The sequence below is a fragment of the Streptosporangium heterodermiicola genome, from assembly GCF_051390675.1.
Taxonomy (GTDB): domain Bacteria; phylum Actinomycetota; class Actinomycetes; order Streptosporangiales; family Streptosporangiaceae; genus Streptosporangium.
The window spans coordinates 111,378-129,190 of record NZ_JBPJSR010000013.1 but is presented as its reverse complement, the minus strand read 5'-3'; the positions used below and the strand labels follow the sequence as shown (position 1 = coordinate 129,190).

The 17,813-nt window shown below is 71.8% G+C and carries 18 protein-coding genes; 3 read left to right on the top strand and 15 right to left on the bottom strand.

Annotated features, from left to right (window positions below):
- Positions 1-135 precede the first annotated feature (135 nt).
- From ACSC1Q_RS26780 to ACSC1Q_RS26755, 6 genes are all read right to left on the bottom strand, one after another.
- Positions 136-1,551 carry a hypothetical protein gene (locus ACSC1Q_RS26780; RefSeq protein ID WP_436761436.1) on the bottom strand — a complete coding sequence of 472 codons (1,416 nt, stop codon included), beginning with the start codon at positions 1,549-1,551 and terminating at the stop codon, positions 136-138.
- 223 nt (positions 1,552-1,774) lie between these two features.
- On the bottom strand, positions 1,775-1,915 hold the full coding sequence (locus ACSC1Q_RS26775; RefSeq protein WP_350971714.1) for a hypothetical protein: 141 nt from the start codon (positions 1,913-1,915) through the stop codon (positions 1,775-1,777).
- Between the two features lie 255 nt (positions 1,916-2,170).
- Positions 2,171-4,930 (bottom strand): helix-turn-helix transcriptional regulator, encoded by a 2,760-nt coding sequence (locus tag ACSC1Q_RS26770; RefSeq protein ID WP_436761435.1) that lies wholly within the window; start codon positions 4,928-4,930, stop codon positions 2,171-2,173.
- Positions 4,931-5,379: 449 nt separating this feature from the next.
- Positions 5,380-6,393: an AMP-binding protein gene (locus ACSC1Q_RS26765; RefSeq protein ID WP_436761434.1), complete on the bottom strand. Its 1,014-nt coding sequence runs from the start codon at positions 6,391-6,393 to the stop codon at positions 5,380-5,382.
- A 118-nt stretch (positions 6,394-6,511) separates the two neighbouring features.
- A complete protein-coding gene (locus tag ACSC1Q_RS26760; protein WP_436761433.1) occupies positions 6,512-6,907 on the bottom strand; it encodes a nuclear transport factor 2 family protein in 396 nt (131 codons plus the stop codon).
- A 3-nt stretch (positions 6,908-6,910) separates the two neighbouring features.
- The gene (locus tag ACSC1Q_RS26755; protein ID WP_436761581.1) at positions 6,911-7,408 is read right to left on the bottom strand and encodes an AMP-binding enzyme; all 498 of its coding nucleotides are present in this window, start codon (positions 7,406-7,408) and stop codon (positions 6,911-6,913) included.
- A 189-nt stretch (positions 7,409-7,597) separates the two neighbouring features.
- Here ACSC1Q_RS26755 and ACSC1Q_RS26750 point away from each other — a divergent pair, with 189 nt between their 5' ends.
- Positions 7,598-7,774, top strand: a complete 177-nt coding sequence (locus tag ACSC1Q_RS26750) for an AMP-binding enzyme (protein ID WP_436761432.1) — start codon at positions 7,598-7,600, stop codon at positions 7,772-7,774.
- Between the two features lie 209 nt (positions 7,775-7,983).
- Here ACSC1Q_RS26750 and ACSC1Q_RS26745 read toward each other — a convergent pair whose 3' ends face one another.
- A complete protein-coding gene (locus ACSC1Q_RS26745; protein ID WP_436761431.1) occupies positions 7,984-8,445 on the bottom strand; it encodes a hypothetical protein in 462 nt (153 codons plus the stop codon).
- A gap of 168 nt (positions 8,446-8,613) precedes the next feature.
- On the bottom strand, positions 8,614-9,543 hold the full coding sequence (locus tag ACSC1Q_RS26740; protein ID WP_436761430.1) for a zinc-binding dehydrogenase: 930 nt from the start codon (positions 9,541-9,543) through the stop codon (positions 8,614-8,616).
- 158 nt (positions 9,544-9,701) lie between these two features.
- On the opposite strand from ACSC1Q_RS26740, the gene ACSC1Q_RS26735 reads away from it, so the two are divergent.
- A complete protein-coding gene (locus ACSC1Q_RS26735) occupies positions 9,702-10,394 on the top strand; it encodes a TetR/AcrR family transcriptional regulator (protein WP_436761429.1) in 693 nt (230 codons plus the stop codon).
- A 714-nt stretch (positions 10,395-11,108) separates the two neighbouring features.
- Here ACSC1Q_RS26735 and ACSC1Q_RS26730 read toward each other — a convergent pair.
- On the bottom strand, positions 11,109-11,402 hold the full coding sequence (locus ACSC1Q_RS26730; protein WP_436761428.1) for a hypothetical protein: 294 nt from the start codon (positions 11,400-11,402) through the stop codon (positions 11,109-11,111).
- 726 nt (positions 11,403-12,128) lie between these two features.
- On the bottom strand, positions 12,129-13,409 hold the full coding sequence (locus ACSC1Q_RS26725; RefSeq protein WP_436761427.1) for an MFS transporter: 1,281 nt from the start codon (positions 13,407-13,409) through the stop codon (positions 12,129-12,131).
- Between the two features lie 561 nt (positions 13,410-13,970).
- On the opposite strand from ACSC1Q_RS26725, the gene ACSC1Q_RS26720 reads away from it, so the two are divergent.
- A complete protein-coding gene (locus tag ACSC1Q_RS26720) occupies positions 13,971-14,297 on the top strand; it encodes a hypothetical protein (protein ID WP_436761426.1) in 327 nt (108 codons plus the stop codon).
- A gap of 48 nt (positions 14,298-14,345) precedes the next feature.
- Here ACSC1Q_RS26720 and ACSC1Q_RS26715 read toward each other — a convergent pair whose 3' ends face one another.
- The 5 genes from ACSC1Q_RS26715 to ACSC1Q_RS26695 form a co-directional block, all read right to left on the bottom strand.
- Positions 14,346-14,648 carry a DUF6204 family protein gene (locus tag ACSC1Q_RS26715; protein ID WP_436761425.1) on the bottom strand — a complete coding sequence of 101 codons (303 nt, stop codon included), beginning with the start codon at positions 14,646-14,648 and terminating at the stop codon, positions 14,346-14,348.
- Positions 14,636-15,298: a TetR/AcrR family transcriptional regulator gene (locus ACSC1Q_RS26710; RefSeq protein WP_436761424.1), complete on the bottom strand. Its 663-nt coding sequence runs from the start codon at positions 15,296-15,298 to the stop codon at positions 14,636-14,638. The genes ACSC1Q_RS26715 and ACSC1Q_RS26710 overlap by 13 nt, the downstream gene beginning before the upstream one ends.
- Before the next feature lie 95 nt (positions 15,299-15,393).
- On the bottom strand, positions 15,394-15,717 hold the full coding sequence (locus tag ACSC1Q_RS26705; protein ID WP_436761423.1) for an AMP-binding enzyme: 324 nt from the start codon (positions 15,715-15,717) through the stop codon (positions 15,394-15,396).
- A 31-nt stretch (positions 15,718-15,748) separates the two neighbouring features.
- Positions 15,749-16,321, bottom strand: a complete 573-nt coding sequence (locus tag ACSC1Q_RS26700) for an AMP-binding protein (RefSeq protein ID WP_436761580.1) — start codon at positions 16,319-16,321, stop codon at positions 15,749-15,751.
- A gap of 263 nt (positions 16,322-16,584) precedes the next feature.
- Positions 16,585-17,808, bottom strand: coding sequence for a winged helix-turn-helix transcriptional regulator (locus ACSC1Q_RS26695; RefSeq protein ID WP_436761422.1), 1,224 nt, complete (start codon positions 17,806-17,808; stop codon positions 16,585-16,587).
- Between the last annotated feature and the right edge of the window lie 5 nt (positions 17,809-17,813).

Below are 17,813 nucleotides of genomic sequence, written 5' to 3'. Positions count from 1 at the left end.
CTCCTCTCACTGCGCTTTCGCCTCCTGCCGGCCAAGCCGGGTCGAGCCCGTCGACGGCGGCGAACAGGTCTTCTGACGTTTTGGAACGCTCCCATTCGCGGGGTGACGAGTCCCCGGAGGGGACCCCTCGCCCGGCTAGGCGGAGCTGTGCGCCGAGACCCACCTCGTCTCGGCGGCGAACCCCCTGTCCTGGAGGTCGAGAAGGGCGTCGGCGGACTTCCGCCCGGAGAGCGGCTCGGCGCCTCGCGGTCCGTCCGGCAGCACCTGCCAGACGGGGTCGCACTGGATGACCGGCCGGTCCCGCTCGGGTTCCCCCTCGGGCAGCGGTGTCCAGAGCGTGCGGACGCCGTGCTCGTTGACGAGCCTCAGGTGGGTACGGCACCCGGGGCAGCGGATCCCTCCCGTGCGGAGTTCCTCGCGCCGCGCGGTGAAGTAGCCGTAGTGGTCCACGCCCCGCTCGTCCCACGACAGGTCCATGTGCCGGTCCCAGTCGACCTTCGCGGCGGTCCCGCCCCGGGGGGCGCAGACCGGGCAGGGCACGCGCATCTCGTCCCAGAACCGTGAGGTCGCCATCTCGGGGTCGTGCCGGCCGACCCGCTTCACCGTCCCGGTGACGGCCTCTCCCCCGCCCGCCGTAGGTCTGTGGATCTCCGGGGCGGTGGTGATCGGGTCGGCGTGGTTGATGAGCCTGGCGAAGCGGTCGGCGTGGGCGTCGCCCAGCAGGGGGACGCCCAGGACGGTACGGGCGGTGAGGTGCTCCAGCCGCCGGATGCCGCCGGAGGGCCGGGCGGCGTACGCGGAGGTGATCATGGGTGGTTTGGGGCCGCGCGGCAGCAGCCACAGCGCGGCCAGCAGCTCGCTCACCGTCCAGAACGACGAGAAGTAGTCCGGCGAGGGATGGACGATGGCCCTCCCCGTCGCGATGATCTCGTACATCAGCCGCGCCACGCCCTCCCACATCTGCTGCCGGGTGACCACCTCGGCCGGGTAGGAGTACTCGCGGGGCGGAACCATCCGCACGGTGACCGAGTGCGCCCTCTCGAAGCCCGCGCGCCACTCCTCCGCCTCCTGCCGGTGATCACCGTGGAAGCTGAGGAAGTAGTCGGCCGGGTTGTCGAACATCCAGTAGTGCCGCCGGGGCTCGGGCAGGCGCGACGCGGGCGTCCGGACCGTGCCCAGCACGCGGCGCAGGCGCCGTTCCAGCCACTCGCCCAGCTCCGGGTTGCCCAGGGTCTCGCCGTGGGCGGGGGCGTGGCTGGCGCGGGTCAGCACGTTGCGGGGCAGCGGGGTACGGCTGAGGACGATGCTGCCGGGGTCGAGTTTGGCGCGCATGTTGAAGGCCGCGTAGACGTCGTCGGGCCCCTCGACCGAGCAGTCCCACACGACGAAGGTCGACGCCCGCTGCGCCGCGAGCGCGGTGTCCTGTCCGGCGCCGGGAAGGGCGACCGCCAGGCGGACCCCCAGCCTCGCGCACATCGGCCGTATCCAGTTGTCCAGCAGGTCGTGGCCGCTCTGGGTCGGCGGCGCGAAGACCGTCATGGTGGTGTTCACGCGGCGGCCCCGGCCGATGCCGCGCGGCCGTTCCGCCCGGCCCACCGGACCTGCGCGCCCTGCGTGGCCGGTACGTCCCGCGTGCCCCGCACGGCTCGCGGGGCCGTCATGACCTGTGGCCGGCGGCGGTGTTCCCTCCCGAGGTGGGACGTGGTGCCCATCTGATGCTCTCCCCCCTGCGTGACACTGCGCGGACGACTGCCTCCGGCGCCCTCTCGCCCGGTCATCCGTCCAGGTGGGTTTCCAGGAGGGTGACCAGCTCGATGACGCCGTGGAAGGGGACGGGCGGCGCGGAGTCATCGGCTTCGACCGTCCCGGCGATGTGACCGGTGGCGGTCCTCTGGACGTCGATGGTCAACCGCATTCCGGCCTCCTGTCGGCGGCGCCGCTCTCCCGGCGCTCTGGCAAGCGCCCACGGTAATCACCGGGGATCGGGAAAGCGTCCAGGTACCACCCCTACGGATGACACGACAAACCTCGACATGCCCGACTCCGGTACCCCGACGTGCGTGTTTCCCGTACGCGGGCACGGCCAAGGCACCGCTCTCCGCGAGCCGCGAGCCGGACGCCGGGTGCCTGGTGCCGGTGCGCGGCGCCGGGGGCCGGGTTCCGGGGCCGGTTACTCGTCGGGGTCGGACAGGACGGCGCGGAGCTCGCGCCGGTTGCCGACGTTCAGCTTCGCGTAGATGCGGTTCAGCTGCGTCTCCACGGTGCTGACCACCACCGAGCGCCTCCGCGCGATCTCGGGGGTGGTCAGGCCCTCGCAGACCATCGCCACGACCTCGCGCTCGGCCCCGGTGAGGCTGCTGAAGGCGGCGTTGGGGCCGTCCACGGAGAGCCTCAGCTCCCCGGCCGTCTTCAGGGCGAGGTCGGCGTAGGCAGCGGCGCCGGTGCGGTTGAAGGCGACCAGCGCCCGCCTCAGCAGCCGCTCCGCCTCGGCGTGACGGCCCCGGGCGTGCTGGGAGCGCGTCATCACCAGGTCGATCCTGCCCGCCTCGATCGGCAGCCCCACCTCGCGGGCCAGGGAGAGAGCCTCCTCGCACTCCCGTACGGCACCCGCGTGGTCGCCCCGGGCTGCGGCGATCTGGCCCCGCACCCTGGCGATGGACATCAGGGTCGAGAGGCGCCCGCTCGACGCGGCCCTGTCGGTGAAGACGCCCAGCGAGGCGTCCGCCTCGTCGACCCGGCCGAGCTGGGAGAGCGCGTCGGCGCCGATCGGGCCGAACAGGTGGGTGCCCGGCTCCAGGGAGTCGTAGTGCAGCTCGATGGCCTCGGCCGCGCTGAGCAGCCGCTGGACGTCGCCCTGGGCCTGGGCGATCGACGCGCGCGCGCCCGCCGCGTAGGCGAGGCTCGCCCTGCTCTCGACGATCGGCGCCCAGTCGGCGGCCTGGCGGGCGTGTTCCTGTGCCCGGTCCCACTCGCCCCGGGCCGCGCGGGGGAAGCACGCCAGGGAGTGCAGGATCGCGTAGTCCCAGACCCGCTCGTTCTCCTCGGCGTCGCCGACGGCGAGCCGGGTGAACTGGACGGCGTCGTCGAGTCTGCCCCGCCGGTACTCGACCTCGCCCAGGAAGCCGAGCGCCTGGCCGACCCGCAGCGCCTCGCCGCGCGTGGCCCGCGCGACGCTCTCGCGCAGGTCGGCGGACGCGCCCTCCAGGTCGTCGGTCCACAGCCGGATCATCCCGCGGGCCACCAGCCCGTCCAGCCCGGCCACCGAACCCGGCAGGTCGGCGTCCACCAGGGACGCCAACGCCTCCTCGGCACGTCCGGCCAGCGTCCAGCCCAGGGACTGGGCGAACCAGGCGAACGCGCGCACCCACGGTTCGTGGCTGCCCGCCGCGACGGCCGCCGTGCCGTACTCGACCATCTCGGGGTAGGAGATCTCGACGACCCCGATGATCGCGAGCTGGGCCGCGATGCGCGCCCGCAGGTCCGCGGGCGCCTGCGGGCTCTCCGCCCTGTCGTGCCCGACGGCGCCCAGGGCCTGGACGAACAACAGCTTGGCCTCCGCGACGCGTCCGGAGATCAGGGCCTGGTAACCGGCGACGTAGTCGCGCCAGGGACCTCGCGGCATCGCGAGGATCTCGCTCTCGTAGCGCCGGGCGACGGTGGCGTCACCGGAGACCAGCAGGGTCTCCGCGGCCGTCAGTATCCGGGCCACCCTGTCGGGCCCCGGCGGGGTCAGCTCCGCGGCGTGGCGGGCGTACACCGCCGCGAGGGGGAGCCTGCCGCGCGACAGCAGGGACTGGGCCTCCTCCTGGGCGAGCGCGGCGAGCTCGCCGTCCGTACCGCCGCCGGACGCCGCGATCCCGTGCCACAGCGCGCCGGGACCGCCGAGCAGGGCGGCGCTGCGGTGCAGCGCCCGGCGGCGCTCGACGCCGGAGTCGTAGTAGATGCGGTCCCAGACGAGCAGGGTGGTGAACGCGAACTCCTGCCCTCCCGTGCCGGGGATCTCCTTGACCAGCCCGGCGTCGGCGGCCTCTTCGAGGGGCGTCGTGGCGTCGGCGACGCCGGAGAGCGCGCGCAGGTCGGCCAGGCCGAAGCGGCGGCCGAGCACCGCCGCCGCGCCGACGACCTCGCGGGTACGGCGGTCGCACGACGCCAGCCGCGCCACGACGGCCTGCGTCATGCCCCGGGGGGCGGGCAGCGGGCCGTTGCCGAAGTTGATCGAGTGCATCTCCACCTGGTCCAGCAGGAGCACCGAGTGCAGCGCGTTGCCGTCGGTGTGCTCGTGCAGCCTCCTGGCGCCGGAGGGGGTGAGCCCGTCGTGGCCGGTCGCGACGGCGAGTCTCACGAGGTCGTCGGCGGGGAGCCCGTCGACCTGGAGCAGGCGGCCCTGCGCCGAGTCGAAGATCCGCTCCCAGCCCTCGTGGAGCTCCAGGCGGGGGGCGTCCGGCGCCGCTCCCGTCGCGTACCCGGGAGCCTGGTGGACGACCAGGAGCATGACCTGGGCGTTGCGCAGGCGCCGGGCCGCCAGGCGGAGCGCGGCCATCGACTGCCGGTCGCCGCAGTGCGCGTCGTCGACGACCACGATCAGCGCGTCCGCTGCGGCGAACTCCGCCGCGAGGGCCTGCCCGATGAAGGCGGCCTCGGCCTGGCCCGACAGCGTCCTGGCGAGCGCCGGGGTCGGCAGCTGCTCGGCGATCTGCTCCAGCACTCCCCAGGGGTGGACGAGCGCGTCCTCGTCGCCGAAGGCGCGGACGGTCCGCACGCCGGGCACGGTGCGCAGGAAGCGTTCGACCAGCTCGGTCTTGCCGATTCCCGACGCCCCCCGGACACCCACGATCCGCGCGTCGCGGCGTCTGGCCTCCCCCCACGCCTCGCCGAGGAAGTCGAGCTCCCGCTTCCGGCCGATGAACAGCGGAGAGGTTCTGCCGTACAACGCAGCGCTCCCTTTTCACGATCCTTAATGTTCTTGACGGCGATTATGGGTCAGGAATCAACCTATCGGCATGGATTTCATCTGAATATTTTTCATGAAACAGATCCGAACTAATTTCACGTCATCCGGGCACCCTCTGGATTCCCTCGCCCACGGAACGCTCCGGAAGCAGGCTGCGATCATCCGGACACGCTGGGAATCCGCCGTCCAGGAGATCCGTGACGCCCGCCCCCAGCGGCCCCGACCTGGCCCTCGCCGCATTCCATACGGGTTTTCCCCGGAATAGGAACGATCTACCCTTGAGGAAGGGGATGACGGTTCATGGATACGATCGGCCACAAAGAGGTCACGGCCATTGATTGCCGTACGCCCGGCACGGATTTCGCGCGATCGGCGATTTCTGCGCTCGGTAAGTATGCGATGACACGAAGTATCCAATACCTCGCACATTACGCGAGGAAGCACACCACGGATACGGTGCGCGATTTCCCGACCACGGTCCGGGACGTCCGCCCGGCGGGCCGGAGCCGAGCCGGGGTCACGCGTGGACGCGGGCGCGAGCCGGGACCGGGCGGGAGCGCGGAGGCCGAGTGCAGCACCGCGCGGAGGGTGCCGAGCACCTCGGGGCGGCGCCGGACCTCCGCGACGAAGGCCGGGGCGAGCGGGCTGGGCACGTACGTGAAGGCGGACCGCTCGCGGATCATCGCGTCCACCCACGCGTCCGGCGTCAGCCCGGCCATGAAGGAGAGAGTGCCGCCGAGGTACAGGTGCGGCAGGATGACCCCCCACAACCCGGCCACGAAGGAGAACGTGCCGGTGAACGCGCACCCGCCGCCCGGCGCGAGCCGGTAGTGGAAGGGCATGTGCCGGATGATCCTGGCCAGCGTGGCGTCCTCGACCACCACGCCCTTGGCGTCGCCCGTCGTCCCGCTGGTGTAGCCGATCACGGCGGGGAACCCACCGGGACCCGGCTCGGGAAGCCGGTCGGAGGCCCCGGCGAGCAGGTCCGCGTAGCGCAGCGCGCCCCGGGCGGGCTCCCGCCCCGCGCTGACCAGGATGCCGGGCCCGGCGATCGCCTCGGCGACCTCGGTCCGGCTGTCCGTGTGCAGGAACGCCCGCACGTCGGCGTCGTCGACGATCGCCTGGACCTCGCCCGCCCTGAGCCGGTCGTTGACGTGCACGGCGGTGAACCCGCCGAACGCGCAGGCCATGTACGCCTCCAGCGCCTCGGCCCGGTCCCCGGCCATCAGCGCCACCCGGTCGCCGGGGCGGACCCCGAGCCCGTGCAGGGCGTTGGCGAGCCTGGCGGCGTTGGAACCGAGCTCGCGGTAGGTCCGCCGTCCCCGTGCGCGACCATCGCGGTCCGCCCGCCGAACCGCCGCACGGCGGCTCTCAGGAGCGAGCCCCAGCCGTCCCGCGCGTCCATGCCGAGCCGTACGGCCCGCCGGGTCCGGCCCCCCCACGAGCCGGACCCGGACGGACGGCGGCCGGACGCGCCCGGCCAGGACACCTCGGAGCCCGGCGTCCCGGCACCCCGTGTCGCGGAGCCGGGGGTCCCCGGGCCGTGCGGAGCGGGGGTCGTCATGCCGCGAAGTCCGTACCGAGACCCATCCCGCGCAGCAGGGTGGCCCGGTCGTAGTATTCCAGCCATTCGGTGACCAGCCCGTCCGCCACGCTCAGCACGCCGACGACCGGAACCTCCCCGTGATGCCCCCGGACGTCGAAGACGTCGAGGCGTTCCAGGAACACCCGGCCGTCGACCACCCCCAGCGCCCGCACGTGCGGGGTGAGCCGCTCCAGGCCGTCGGCGAGGACGGCGAGGCGCTCACCGATGGCCTCGCGTCCTCGCAGGGGCTCCCGCATCACGCTGTGCAGCACGCCGTCCGGCGCGAACAGCCCGACCACGCGGTCCCAGTCGAGGTCGTTCCACGCCTCGACCATGTCCCGTACCACCGGCAGCTTCGCGTCGTCGTCCATGTCTCACACTCCCTTTTCCCCGGCCGCTTCCGGTGCGTGCGCCATCTCGCTCCTGAGACGGCGCTTGAGGATCTTGCCGACGGGGTTGCGGGGCAGCGTGTCCCGCAGCTCCAGGCGTTCCGGCAGCTTGTACGAGGCGATGCGGTCGGCGCGCAGGTGGCCGACCAGCTCGCCGAGGGTGAGGGCGCTCCCCTCGCGCGGCACCACCACCGCGCACACCCTCTCCCCCAGTACGTCGTCCGGGTAGCCGACGACCGCCACGTCCTGGACGGCGGGGGGTCGGCGGGATGCGCCTCGGCATACGCCCGGACCGTCCTGTCCGCCCTGTCCACCCTGTCCACCCTGTCCACCCTGTCCACCCTGTCCACCCTGTCCACCCTGTCCACCCTGTCCACCTCGGCCCTGTCGGCCTCGGTCCCGTCCGTCTCGGTCCCGTCCGCCTTGTTCCGTACGACGGCCGCCAGCTCGGCGTCCAGGTCGACGGCCCCGGCGGGCAGGGATCCGCCTCCGGCCGGACCGTCACCGGCGGCCGCGCCACGATCCGGGGCGCCCTCGGCCTGAGCGCCGTGAACCGACACGCCGTGAACCGAGGCACCGTCAGTCGAGGCACCGTCAGTCGAGGCACCGTCAGCCGACGCGCCGTCAGCCGACGCGCCGTGGACCAGCAGGACGCGCAGGCCGGGCAGGGCCGTGCGGACCTCCCCCGGCGCGGAGCCGGTCACCGCCCAGCGGCTGATCGCCTGGGCCAGGGAGCGTCTGGCCCACTTCAAGTGCCCCGCCGACGTCTCGTTCGTGGACGCGCTGCCGCGCAAGGCGAGCGGCGAACTCCTCAAGACGCGCCTCCGCGAGGACCACGGCCGTCCCTGACCCCCGGTCCCGGGCGTCATCCGGAGGGAGGCGCCCGGGCCCCCTTCACCGCGCACGGACGCGGACCGGCACCCACCGGACGCGAGTGTGCGCACCCTGGATGCCTCCGGACGCACGCGGGCGGGGTCCGGAACGCGGACGCGGTCCGGCCCTTCACCGCACGCGGACGCGGTCCGGCCCTTCACCGCACGCGGACGCGATCGGGTCCCTCAGCGCACGCGGGTGTAGGTCAGCTCGAAGTCGAGGTTCCACGTCACGCCGTTCTCCGACATCTCCCACCGCCCGTCCACGGTGTCGCCGTCGGCGCTCAGCGTGCCGGTGAAGCGCTGGTTGAACCCGGGCGCGTCCCGCCACATCGTCCACACGTCGTCGGCGAACGTCATCCGGTAGACCCGGTACACGCCCCGGGCGTCGGCGTACAGCGTGGTGAACTCCCCGGCGGCGTCGTCGAGGCCGATCACGGTGGTGGTCGGGAAGGGCGCGTGGTCCCGCCACGGGTCCGGCGTGGTGGGCGGGATCGGATCGGCGTCGGTGTACTGGCGCAGGAACGCGCCGCCCTCCTGCCAGGCGAACTCGGTCCACGCCGAGCCGACGCCGTCGACCTTCGGTTGCACCGTCCACCGTCCGACGAGCACGTCGAGCCGCGCGAGTGCGGGATGCCTGCCGTCCATCTCCGTGTCCTCTCGTTGACGTCCCCACACGTTACCGACGGCCGGTGTCAGGAAAAGGAATCGGTGGCACGGGGAGAACCCGTCCACGGCGTCGCCGGTTTCCCGGGAACCCGGTGGTCCATCTCACCGCGACTACGACCGCGGTGGCCGCGGGCCGGAACGGCGGGTTCAGCCGATGTCGAGGACCGCCTTGCCGTGCAGCCGGCGACCGAGGAGTGCCTCGACCGCCTCCGCGGCCTTGTCCCAGCCACCCCGCCAGGAGATCCGCGGAGCCAGGGCTCCGGTCGCCACCTGCCCGGCCAGCCAGGTCAGGTCAGGGGCCAGCCCGGGACAGCCGAGCAGGAAGAAGGTGACGACCGAGCGGTCGTGGCGGCCCTGGTCGCCGAGCAGCGCCCCGAACGGGAAGTGCTCACCCTCGTCCGTCGTGTGCCCAACGGACACCAGCGTGCCGCCCGCGGCGAGCTTGCCGAAAGCGTCCACCAGTTGCCGTCCGCCGACCAGTTCCACGACGCCGTCCACCGGGTCGCCGATCCCGGACGGTCCCGCCACCACCTCGTGCGCGCCCAGTGCCCGCAGGCCGTCCCCGTGCGCGACCGGGTCGCCGGTGGACGCCGTCACGTGCGCGCCGCCCAGCCGGGCGAGCTGCACGGCGTACCGCCCGACCCCTCCGGTGGCACCGGTGACCAGCACCCGCTTGCCGACGACGGGACCGAGCCGGTGCAGGGCGCGCAGCGCGCTGGCCCCCGCCACCGGGACCGTGCTGACCGCGCCGGGGTCGGCCCCCTGAGGCACCGTGCCGATCAGCTCCGTGTCGACGGCCCGGAACTCCGCCCACGCGCCGTCGCCGGCGAGTGTCACCACGGGGGTGCCCACGGCCGGGCCGGAGCCGTCGGCGGCGGCCCGCTCCACCACCCCGGCCGCGTCCCACCCCGGCACCGTTCCCTCGGGGGCGTTCTCCAGGCCGGACTTCACCTCGCCGTGGTTGAGGGAGGTCGCCGTCACCCGGATCAGCGCCTGGTTCGGGGCGGGTTCGGGATCGCGGACCTCACCGAGCCGCAACCCACCGGGCACGGAACGATCGACAAGCAGAGCACGCATGGGTGATGCACCTTTCGCTGGGACAACTCTCCGGGACAGCGGCAACCACCGGCTCGCCGAAGACTCACCGAAACAGCGGTAACCGTCGACGGCCACCATAACGCCACTGAGTGGCATAAACCTACAAGAGGCATTCGCGCTCCGCTACACTGGCCGCGATGACTACCCCGGCCCCACCTCATTCGCCGACCTCGCCGACCTCGCCGGTCGCCCCGGCCGACCGGCTGCCACTGCGCGAACGCAAGAAGCTGCGCACCCGCCAGGCGCTGATCGACACCGCCCTGGAGCTGTTCACCGAGCGGGGTTTCGACGGCACGACGCTCGACGACCTGTGCGAGGCGGTCGAGGTCTCCAAACGCACCTTCTTCCGTACCTTCAGCAGCAAGGAGGACGTGGCGACGGCGCCCCTCCACGACATGTGGACGGCCTTCCTCGACGACCTCGAATCCCGTGCCTCCGGCGGCCGTTCCGTCCTGGAGATGCTGCAGGAAGCCCTGCTCGCCACCCTCGGCCGCATGACGGCCGAGGGCTGGGCGCGTCGCGTCCGGCTCAGCCACCTGCTCGCGGAGAAGACCCCCTCCATGGACGCGCACGGCCTGCACTTCTGCGACCGCACCAGCCGCGCCGCGCTCGCGATCCTGCACCACAGGCTCGCCCTGGCCGACCCGCACGACCTGCGCCCGCGACTCGCCATCGACATGCTCGTCGCCGCGTTCCATCGTGCCCTGGAGACGTGGACATCCCAGCCCGGTCCCGCCACCCGCGCCGACCTGGCCGCCCACGTCCGCGACGCCTTCGCCGCGATCCCCGGCAGCCTCACCCTGACCGCCGGCCCGCGAGACGCGGTCTAGTACTGCGACGACAGGTTGTGTCTTTCACGTCTGCGGCGGTGGCCGTCGCGGGCTCGTTGCCGGGTTCGCCTTCTCCGTTCGGACCGCTTCAGGACATGGCCCTTAATACGAACGGCGTGTAATACAACGCGATTCCGTGAACGCCGGACCTTGTTGATGCTCAGCGTCGCCATTCCCGGTGGCCGATGTGGACAGGACCCTCTTTTTCAGCCACCTGCTGGGGGTGGACCAGGAGTACGGGCCTGCCGCGCAGAGTGTTATATGCCGATACCAGGCCCGGTGGCCGCGCATTTGACAGTGATCGAGCCCGGTATCGTTCTTCACCGCACCGGAAGCATTCTTCGACCGCTCCACGGTGTGGGCGGGTAGGGTTCTCGATCGACCAGAGCACATCCTTTCTGGCTTGCGTACGCGCAGAACACCCGATCTGAAAGTTCTCGATCCCGCCGGCCGCCCCGGAATATTGGCGGGCGACCCCCGTCGACCGCACGTCCTTCTTCGAAAACCCCGTTTCATTAAGCCGCCCGGCGGCGCGACTCCACCCGAGGAAAACGACGGGCGAACACCGCCGACGGGCAGGGGCTGCGCTCCCGCAGGGACGCGAACAGTGCGGCGCCCGGCTGAGCCGTGGTTAAGAAAACGGCATGCGGAGGACCGATTGTCTCGGTGCCTCCGCCGCCTCCGCCGCCTCCGTTGCCTCCGCGCCGGTTCCGGTCAGCCCGCGGTGAAGCGCCAGCCTTCGGTGACGGTCGGAGCGTTGGTGGTGCCCCGCTGGGTGCCCCGGTCGAAGCACTGCTCGCGCGGTCGTCCCACGACCGCCGGCCAGGAGAACACCGTTTGGACGTCGTAGACCACGTCGTACGCCTGCACACCGTACTGCCCGGTCACCCTGCTGCGCGGAGGGACGACGAGGCTGGCGTCCACACCGATGGCGGTGGTCCGTTCCTGCACGATCTGCGTGCTGACATTGGTCTGCAAATATCCGGTCAGCTCGGCTGTCGCGCCCACTGTGACGCTGATCCGCCAGGTTCGTGACTGCGATGAGCTGAACGTCGCATTGATTGGCGTGTCAAGGGCGTTGTCCACGACACGGGCGTCACTCACGTTGAACGTCGAAGCAGTGGAAACCGCGGTGTATCGGTACCCCGCCAAATAGGGGGTGCGGCCGTAGAACGCCAGCCGCCAAACGATAGTGGGGTCGGTCGGGCAGGAAATCCGCGGACCGGGTCCGTCGGCATGCGCGACGCCCGGCGTTACGGTCACGCCTAAACTTGAGATCAGGGCCGTGAGCACCGTGAACGCGGTGATTCTTCCACGCCGTCCGTTGAGTCTTCCGGCCACTCCCCGCCGCCGGTCGTGCGCTCTACTTCGAATGCCGGCCAATCTTTACCTCCATGCGACTTGAATTTTTCCCGGTCCACGAGCGTGGCCGGTTCTTCCACCCGGCCGCGCCGCCGAGCGCCGCTTGCAACTGCTGCATTGAGAGGTACAAACGCATACTTTGATTGCTGTCCGGGCACCTGTCAACAGCCGGAACAGTGCCCGGCCACTCGGGTCCTCGATGTCTTCGTCCAGGCGATGGAAAAGGGCCCCAAACGAAAAGGAGCGGTTCCCGGCAACCGGCGAACCCCGCGAGGTCCCGCACCGGCCGGGAGCATCGGTAGTGCGCCGGGAGGCGGGCGTCGACGTCTACCGTGCCGTGGCCCTCGAAGAACCACTTCCGCTCCTCGGTGTTCACCTGCTCGTCAGGCGGGACGCCTCCGAGCGGGCGAGCGGAAGTGCGACCAGCACCACCGCCTGGATCGCGAGCAACGCCGGAACGATGCCCCAGCGGTCTGCCACCAGGCCGGCTCCCAGGGCGACGAGCGCGTAGAGCACGCTGCCGAGGAGCGACGCGAGCGAACCCATCGTCGCGCGTTCCCGGTCGGTGAACTCGCGCTGCAGCAACGTCTGCTGGGCGATCGTCGACATGCCGTAGGCCGGTGATCCGAGCAGCACGGGCGAGAACACCGTCGGCTTGACCAGCGCCACGAGGTTCGCCACGTTGTCGAACAGCTCACCGAACAGCAAGGTGCGGGCCGCGCCCACCCGGCCGATCACCCAGCCACTGACGCGGAAGCCGACGAAGGCCACGCCATGGCCGAAGGTGCGCCACAGGCCCAGCGCCCAGAGCGGCCACAGCCCTGCCACGAAAACAGGCGACAACTGGGCCGCGCTTTCGCCGCTGTAGCGAAGCGCCGACACCAGAGTCATCCGGCGGAGCACCGGATTACCGCGGATGCCGCGCAGGGCCGACCCGAGATGCGCCAGCACGTTCGATTCCAGCGGGTCGTGCACCCGCGGTTCCCGGACCCGCAAGGCGACGAGCACGCACAGCACCTGCGGCACGACCGACAGCACGACCACCACACGAAGCGACCACGCGCCGGCGACCACGCCCCCTATGGCCGCCGCCAGTGCGAGCGCGATCTGGAACATCGAGTTCACCCGGCCCGAGTGCCGGGGGAACTCCTCCTCCCGGCCGGCTTCGAGCAACGTGTCGTAGAGCAGGGACTCGTTGTTGCCGCTCCACAGCGAGGTCGCCAATCCCTCCAGCACGACAGCCGCCAGGAGGAGACCGTAGCCCGGAGCCCCGGCGTACCCGAGATGGGCGGCCACCATGACGACGGCACCGGCGATCATCGTGCCGCGTCGGCCGAGGCGGTCGGAGAGCATCCCGGTAGGGACCTCGAACGCCGCCGAAGACAGCATCTTCACCGCCAGGAGGCTGGCGGCAGCGGTGTACGAGCCGGTGACCTGCGCGAAGTAGATGACCATGATCGGCCCGTACATGCGGAAGTCGCCGAAGAAGTTGAACCAGCTCAGCAGGCGGACATTCCGGTCGACGGTCTGATCGGCGGAGTTAGGAGCGGGCGGAGCCGACCTGGGCCGTTGAGATCCCCTGCCGAACGGGGCAGCGATCAGGCGTTCGGCCAGGACACGTACACGGAGCAGTGAGGAACGACGAGCGGACACGGCAGAACTCCCGGAAAGGCGAACGGAGACGCCAGACGGCGCCAAGGGCCGGTGACACGTGTCACCTCGCCCCGGCGACCGGGATGTGTGCCGGCTTCGCCGCTACACGCGCGGCGTCACAAGCCTGCGACCGCGGTCACCGAGGGGCGAACGGAAGCTCCGGTCATCGTTGTAGCCATCAGTGCTCCTCGATTCCCCAGGCGGACGGGATTCCGCAACGGCTTCGACTCTAGCGACCGAAGGACCTACGTGGGAGGGTCCCCGGCCCGACCAGGGCTGACGAGCACCACGAGCGGGCGGCCCCTGCCGTCGGCCAGCGCGCGTGTCTTGGTGGTCAGGCCGCCGCATGACCGGCCGATGCCATGATCGTCGGGCTCGACCCGCACGGCAGCGGCTCTTCGGGGTCTTCGGGGTCTTCGGGCTCTTCGGGCTCTTCGGGGAACAGCGTCTCCCCTCACGTGATGACGCGCAGGTGTTTTTCCTGGATCCGGATGAAATGATCCTGGAGCCTCGGACATGAGGGGGTGTCCCCGATCCCCATCACCGAGGAGGCGTCCTGCCATGGGAACCGCCCGTGCGTGCTTCGACCTGGCCATGGCTCCCGGCGAGATGTTCGCCGGGGTCCGGCTGAGAGAGGGCCGCCCGGTGGCCGGGATCCTGGCCGAGGCGCGGAAACGCGACCTGTCCACGGTGTTCAGCCTCGTCCGGATCGACGCGAAGACGGGCGGGCTGTCCTTCGAGCCGCTCCCCGCCGACCGGGTCGGACGTGACTGGACCGTCTGGAACGCCTGGCAGGTGAAGGCCGGGGTGATCCGGCTGTTCGTCACGCCCGAACGACTGACCGAGAACCCGTTCTACAACGGCAGCGCGCCACCACCCGCCTCCTGACCGCGCGGGAACCGGCTCCGCCCGCACCCGAGGGCGGAGCCGGACGGTTCAGCCGCCCGGTTGCCGGCCCTTCCGGCGGATCTTGATGTGGCGCATGTCCGTCACCGCGACGTGGAGGATCCGGTACGGGTGGCCGTACGCGTCCAGCGCCGCGAGGGCCCCCAGGGTGGCCTCGTCCTCGCCGTCGTCCGGGCCCGCGGGCACCTGGCAGCGGAAGGTGAACGCCGAGAGGCTCTGGTCGTGGGTGAAGGTCCCCGCCTCGGTGAACCCCAGGCCGCCCGCCGCGAGGACGGCGGCGCGGCCGGTGTCGCCCGGCCCGTCGAACGTGCCGCGGATCATCACCCTGAACATGGCCGGTCCTCGTCTCGTGATCTCGTGGCGTAGGTGAGAACGCGCTCGCCGAGCAGCCCCTCGACGCTGTCCAGGAGGTCCAGCACGGCCGCGGCGATCGCGTCGGGGTGCTCCCCCGCCGTGGTGCGCCTGCCGATCTCGGCGAAGACCATCGAGTGGAAGCAGCCGAGCTGCCAGGCCACCACGCGGGGCACCGGGTCGTCCGGGGCGGCTCCGGTCTCCTCGGCGAGCACGGCGGCGAGCGCGTCGGTCATCTGCCGGCCGAGGTCCTCCAGCCGGGCGGTGAGCGTGGGGGCGGCTCGCATCATCTCGAAGACGCGGCCGAACCCGTCGGTCAGCCCCAGCCGGCGGTCGCGACGGTGCGCCTCGTCGCGCAGATGGGCCAGCACCGCCCGCGCGGCGGACTCACCGGGCGGGCGGTGCCGCACGATGTCGGCGAGCCGCTGCGGGGACGCCTCGTCCGGCGGCAGGACGAGGTCCTCCTTGGCCTGGAAGTAGTTGTAGACGGTGTTCACCGACACCTCGGCCGCGGCGGCGACCTCGGCGATCGTGACGTGCTCGAAGCCCCGCTCCACGAACAGGCCGACGGCCACCTGGGAGACGCGCTGCCGCGTCTGTCGTTTCTTCCGCTCTCGCAGCCCCTCGGTCATGGCCGGAAGTTTAACCACACTCCAAATATAGAGTCGATTGCATTTTTGGAGTGCGGCCTGTTTTGAGGAGACCACGGCCTCGGCAAGGCCCGGGGTCAGCCGATCTGGCGGTCGCTCCCCTCCCACCAGGGGCGGCGCAGCTCGCGCTTGAGGACCTTGCCCGAGGGGTTTCGGGGTAGCGCGTCCACGAAGGAGACGGCGGTGGGGCACTTGTAGTGGGCGAGCCGCTCGCGGGTCCAGGCGAGCAGTTCCTCCTCGGTGGCCTCCTGGCCGGGGCGGGGCACCACGACCGCGAGGGGCGTCTCGCCCCAGCGCTCGGAGGGGACGCCGATCACCGCGGTCTCCAGCACCGCGAGGTGCCCGGCCAGGGCGCTCTCCACCTCGGCCGGGTAGACGTTCTCCCCGCCGCTGACGATCATGTCCTTGATCCGGTCGTTCAGGTAGAGGTAGCTACGGGATCGGCGCCATGCTGACCGCCCCACCGGCCCCGCCGGTCTCGCCGCCCAGGTCGAAGCAGGAGCCGAACAGCGCGACCCCCGAGGCCAGCCCCGAGGCGGTGATGTTGACGCCCTTGGGCCGTCCCGTCGTGCCGGAGGAGTACATGAGCACGATCAGCTCGTCCACGGTGGCGTCGCGCTCGGGGTCCCTGGGCCGCGCCCCGGCCAGCCACTCCTCGTAGGCGGGACCGGCCACGATCACCGGCACACCCTCTCCCGCCGGGACCTCTGCGTGCTCGGGGCCGACGACCACCAGCGACACGGCGGCGTCGGCGAGGATCCAGCGCATCTCGTCCGGCGCCAGCCTGAAGTTGAGCGGGACCAGCACAGCGCCCGCCTTGGCCGCGCCGAAGAGCAGCTCGAAGTACTCGGTGGCGTTGCGGTCGACGTATCCCACGCGGTCGCCGGGTTCGAGGCCCGCGGCGATCAGGGCGTCGGCCACCCGGTCGGAACGCTCGGCGAGTTCCCCGTACGTGGCGGCGCGGCCGTCACCGGTGACGGCGTCGGGCGCGCGGCTCGCGGACAGGCGCAGGAGGTCGGCGACGGGAGTGGGGGCGGGGGCATGGTCGTCCTTCTCTCTTCCGGACCGGGCGTCGCAGCCCGGCCTTCCACGCGAGCCGGACGGTGACGCCCGGCCTTCTCACACGGGCCGAGTCACCGCCCGGCCTTCTCACACCGGCCGAGCACCGCCGCCCGGCCTCTCGAAGGTCAGGCGTCACCCCCCGGCCTTTCCTGCGGGCCAAGCGCCGAGGCCGGGCGTCGAGGCCGGCCTCGTGCCGTCGAGTCTTCTCATGCCGGGCGTTGCACCACGATCTCGTGCCCGCGCAGCGGTGCCGCGCAGGCGTCGCACGTCAGCTGGATCTGGAAGTCACGCCCGCACGCCCGGTGCGTGTAGACCAGGGCGGGTCCCTCGGCCGCCCGGAACCACCGCTGTCCCCAGTCGATACCGGTCATCGTCACGGGGAAGAAGGCGCGCCCCTTCTCCGTGAGGTGGTAGCTGAGCCAGTCCTGCCGTTCGGCGCTGGGCACCTGCTCGAAGACGCCGAGCTCGCAGAAGACCCGGAGCCGGTCGGCGATGATGGTGGGCGGGGCGCCCAGGCGCTGCTCGAAGTCGCGGAAGCGGTGCAGTCCCTGGAAGGCGGCTCCCAGGATCGCCGCCGACCAGCGGTTGCCGACCAGTGCCATCGTCTCGGGGAACATGCCCGCGCCGCCGTCGGCGGTGGAACCGGAGCGGCGCCGGGTCGTGGCGGCGGGCACCGAGCGTTCCCAGGTGCCGCTCGGCCCGAAACCGCCGACGACGTCGCGGGGCCGTACGGAACGCGAGCAGGTGGCGCAGGTGAGGATGGGCAGGAACTCCCGGCCGCAGCGCCGGTGGACCATCCTGGGCAGCGACTCCTGGTGCTCGGGCACCCAGCGCGACTCCCACGCCCACACCGACAGCAGCATCGGCCACAGGTCCCGTCCCCGCTTGGTCAGCCGGTACTCGAACCGTTTGGCCCTGCTCTGGTATTCGACCCGCTCGAAGACGCCCATCTCGGTGAGGAAAGCCAGCCTCCGGGTCAGTACCGCGTGCGAGATGGGCAGCTCCTGCCGCCACTCCCCGTAGCGGCGAACCCCGAGCAGCGCGTAGCGCAGGATCAGCAGGTTCCACTCGTCGCCGATCAGCCCCAGGGTGAGGCCGACGGCGTTGGTATGCCCCGGGGGAAGCTGCGTGGGACGGTCCATGGGGTGCACGAGCACGCGCGTCTCCTGTAGGCCACGGTCCCGGGTGCCCTTCGCCGCCGCGTCCGCTCCCGGGGTTCCGGGACCGGGGACGGCGGCCTTCGCCCGTGTCACGGCGCCACCGGCGACCACCGGTCCCGCCGCGGCGGGACCGGCGAGCTCGGGCCCGTCGCGACCGGCGGGGGCGTCGGCCCTCGCGGTCACGCGACCGGAGGCGTCCATACCGGAGGAACCGGCGACCGTACCGGAGAGACCGGCGACGCCGGTTCCCGCCTTCACGGGCCGGTTCATGCCGG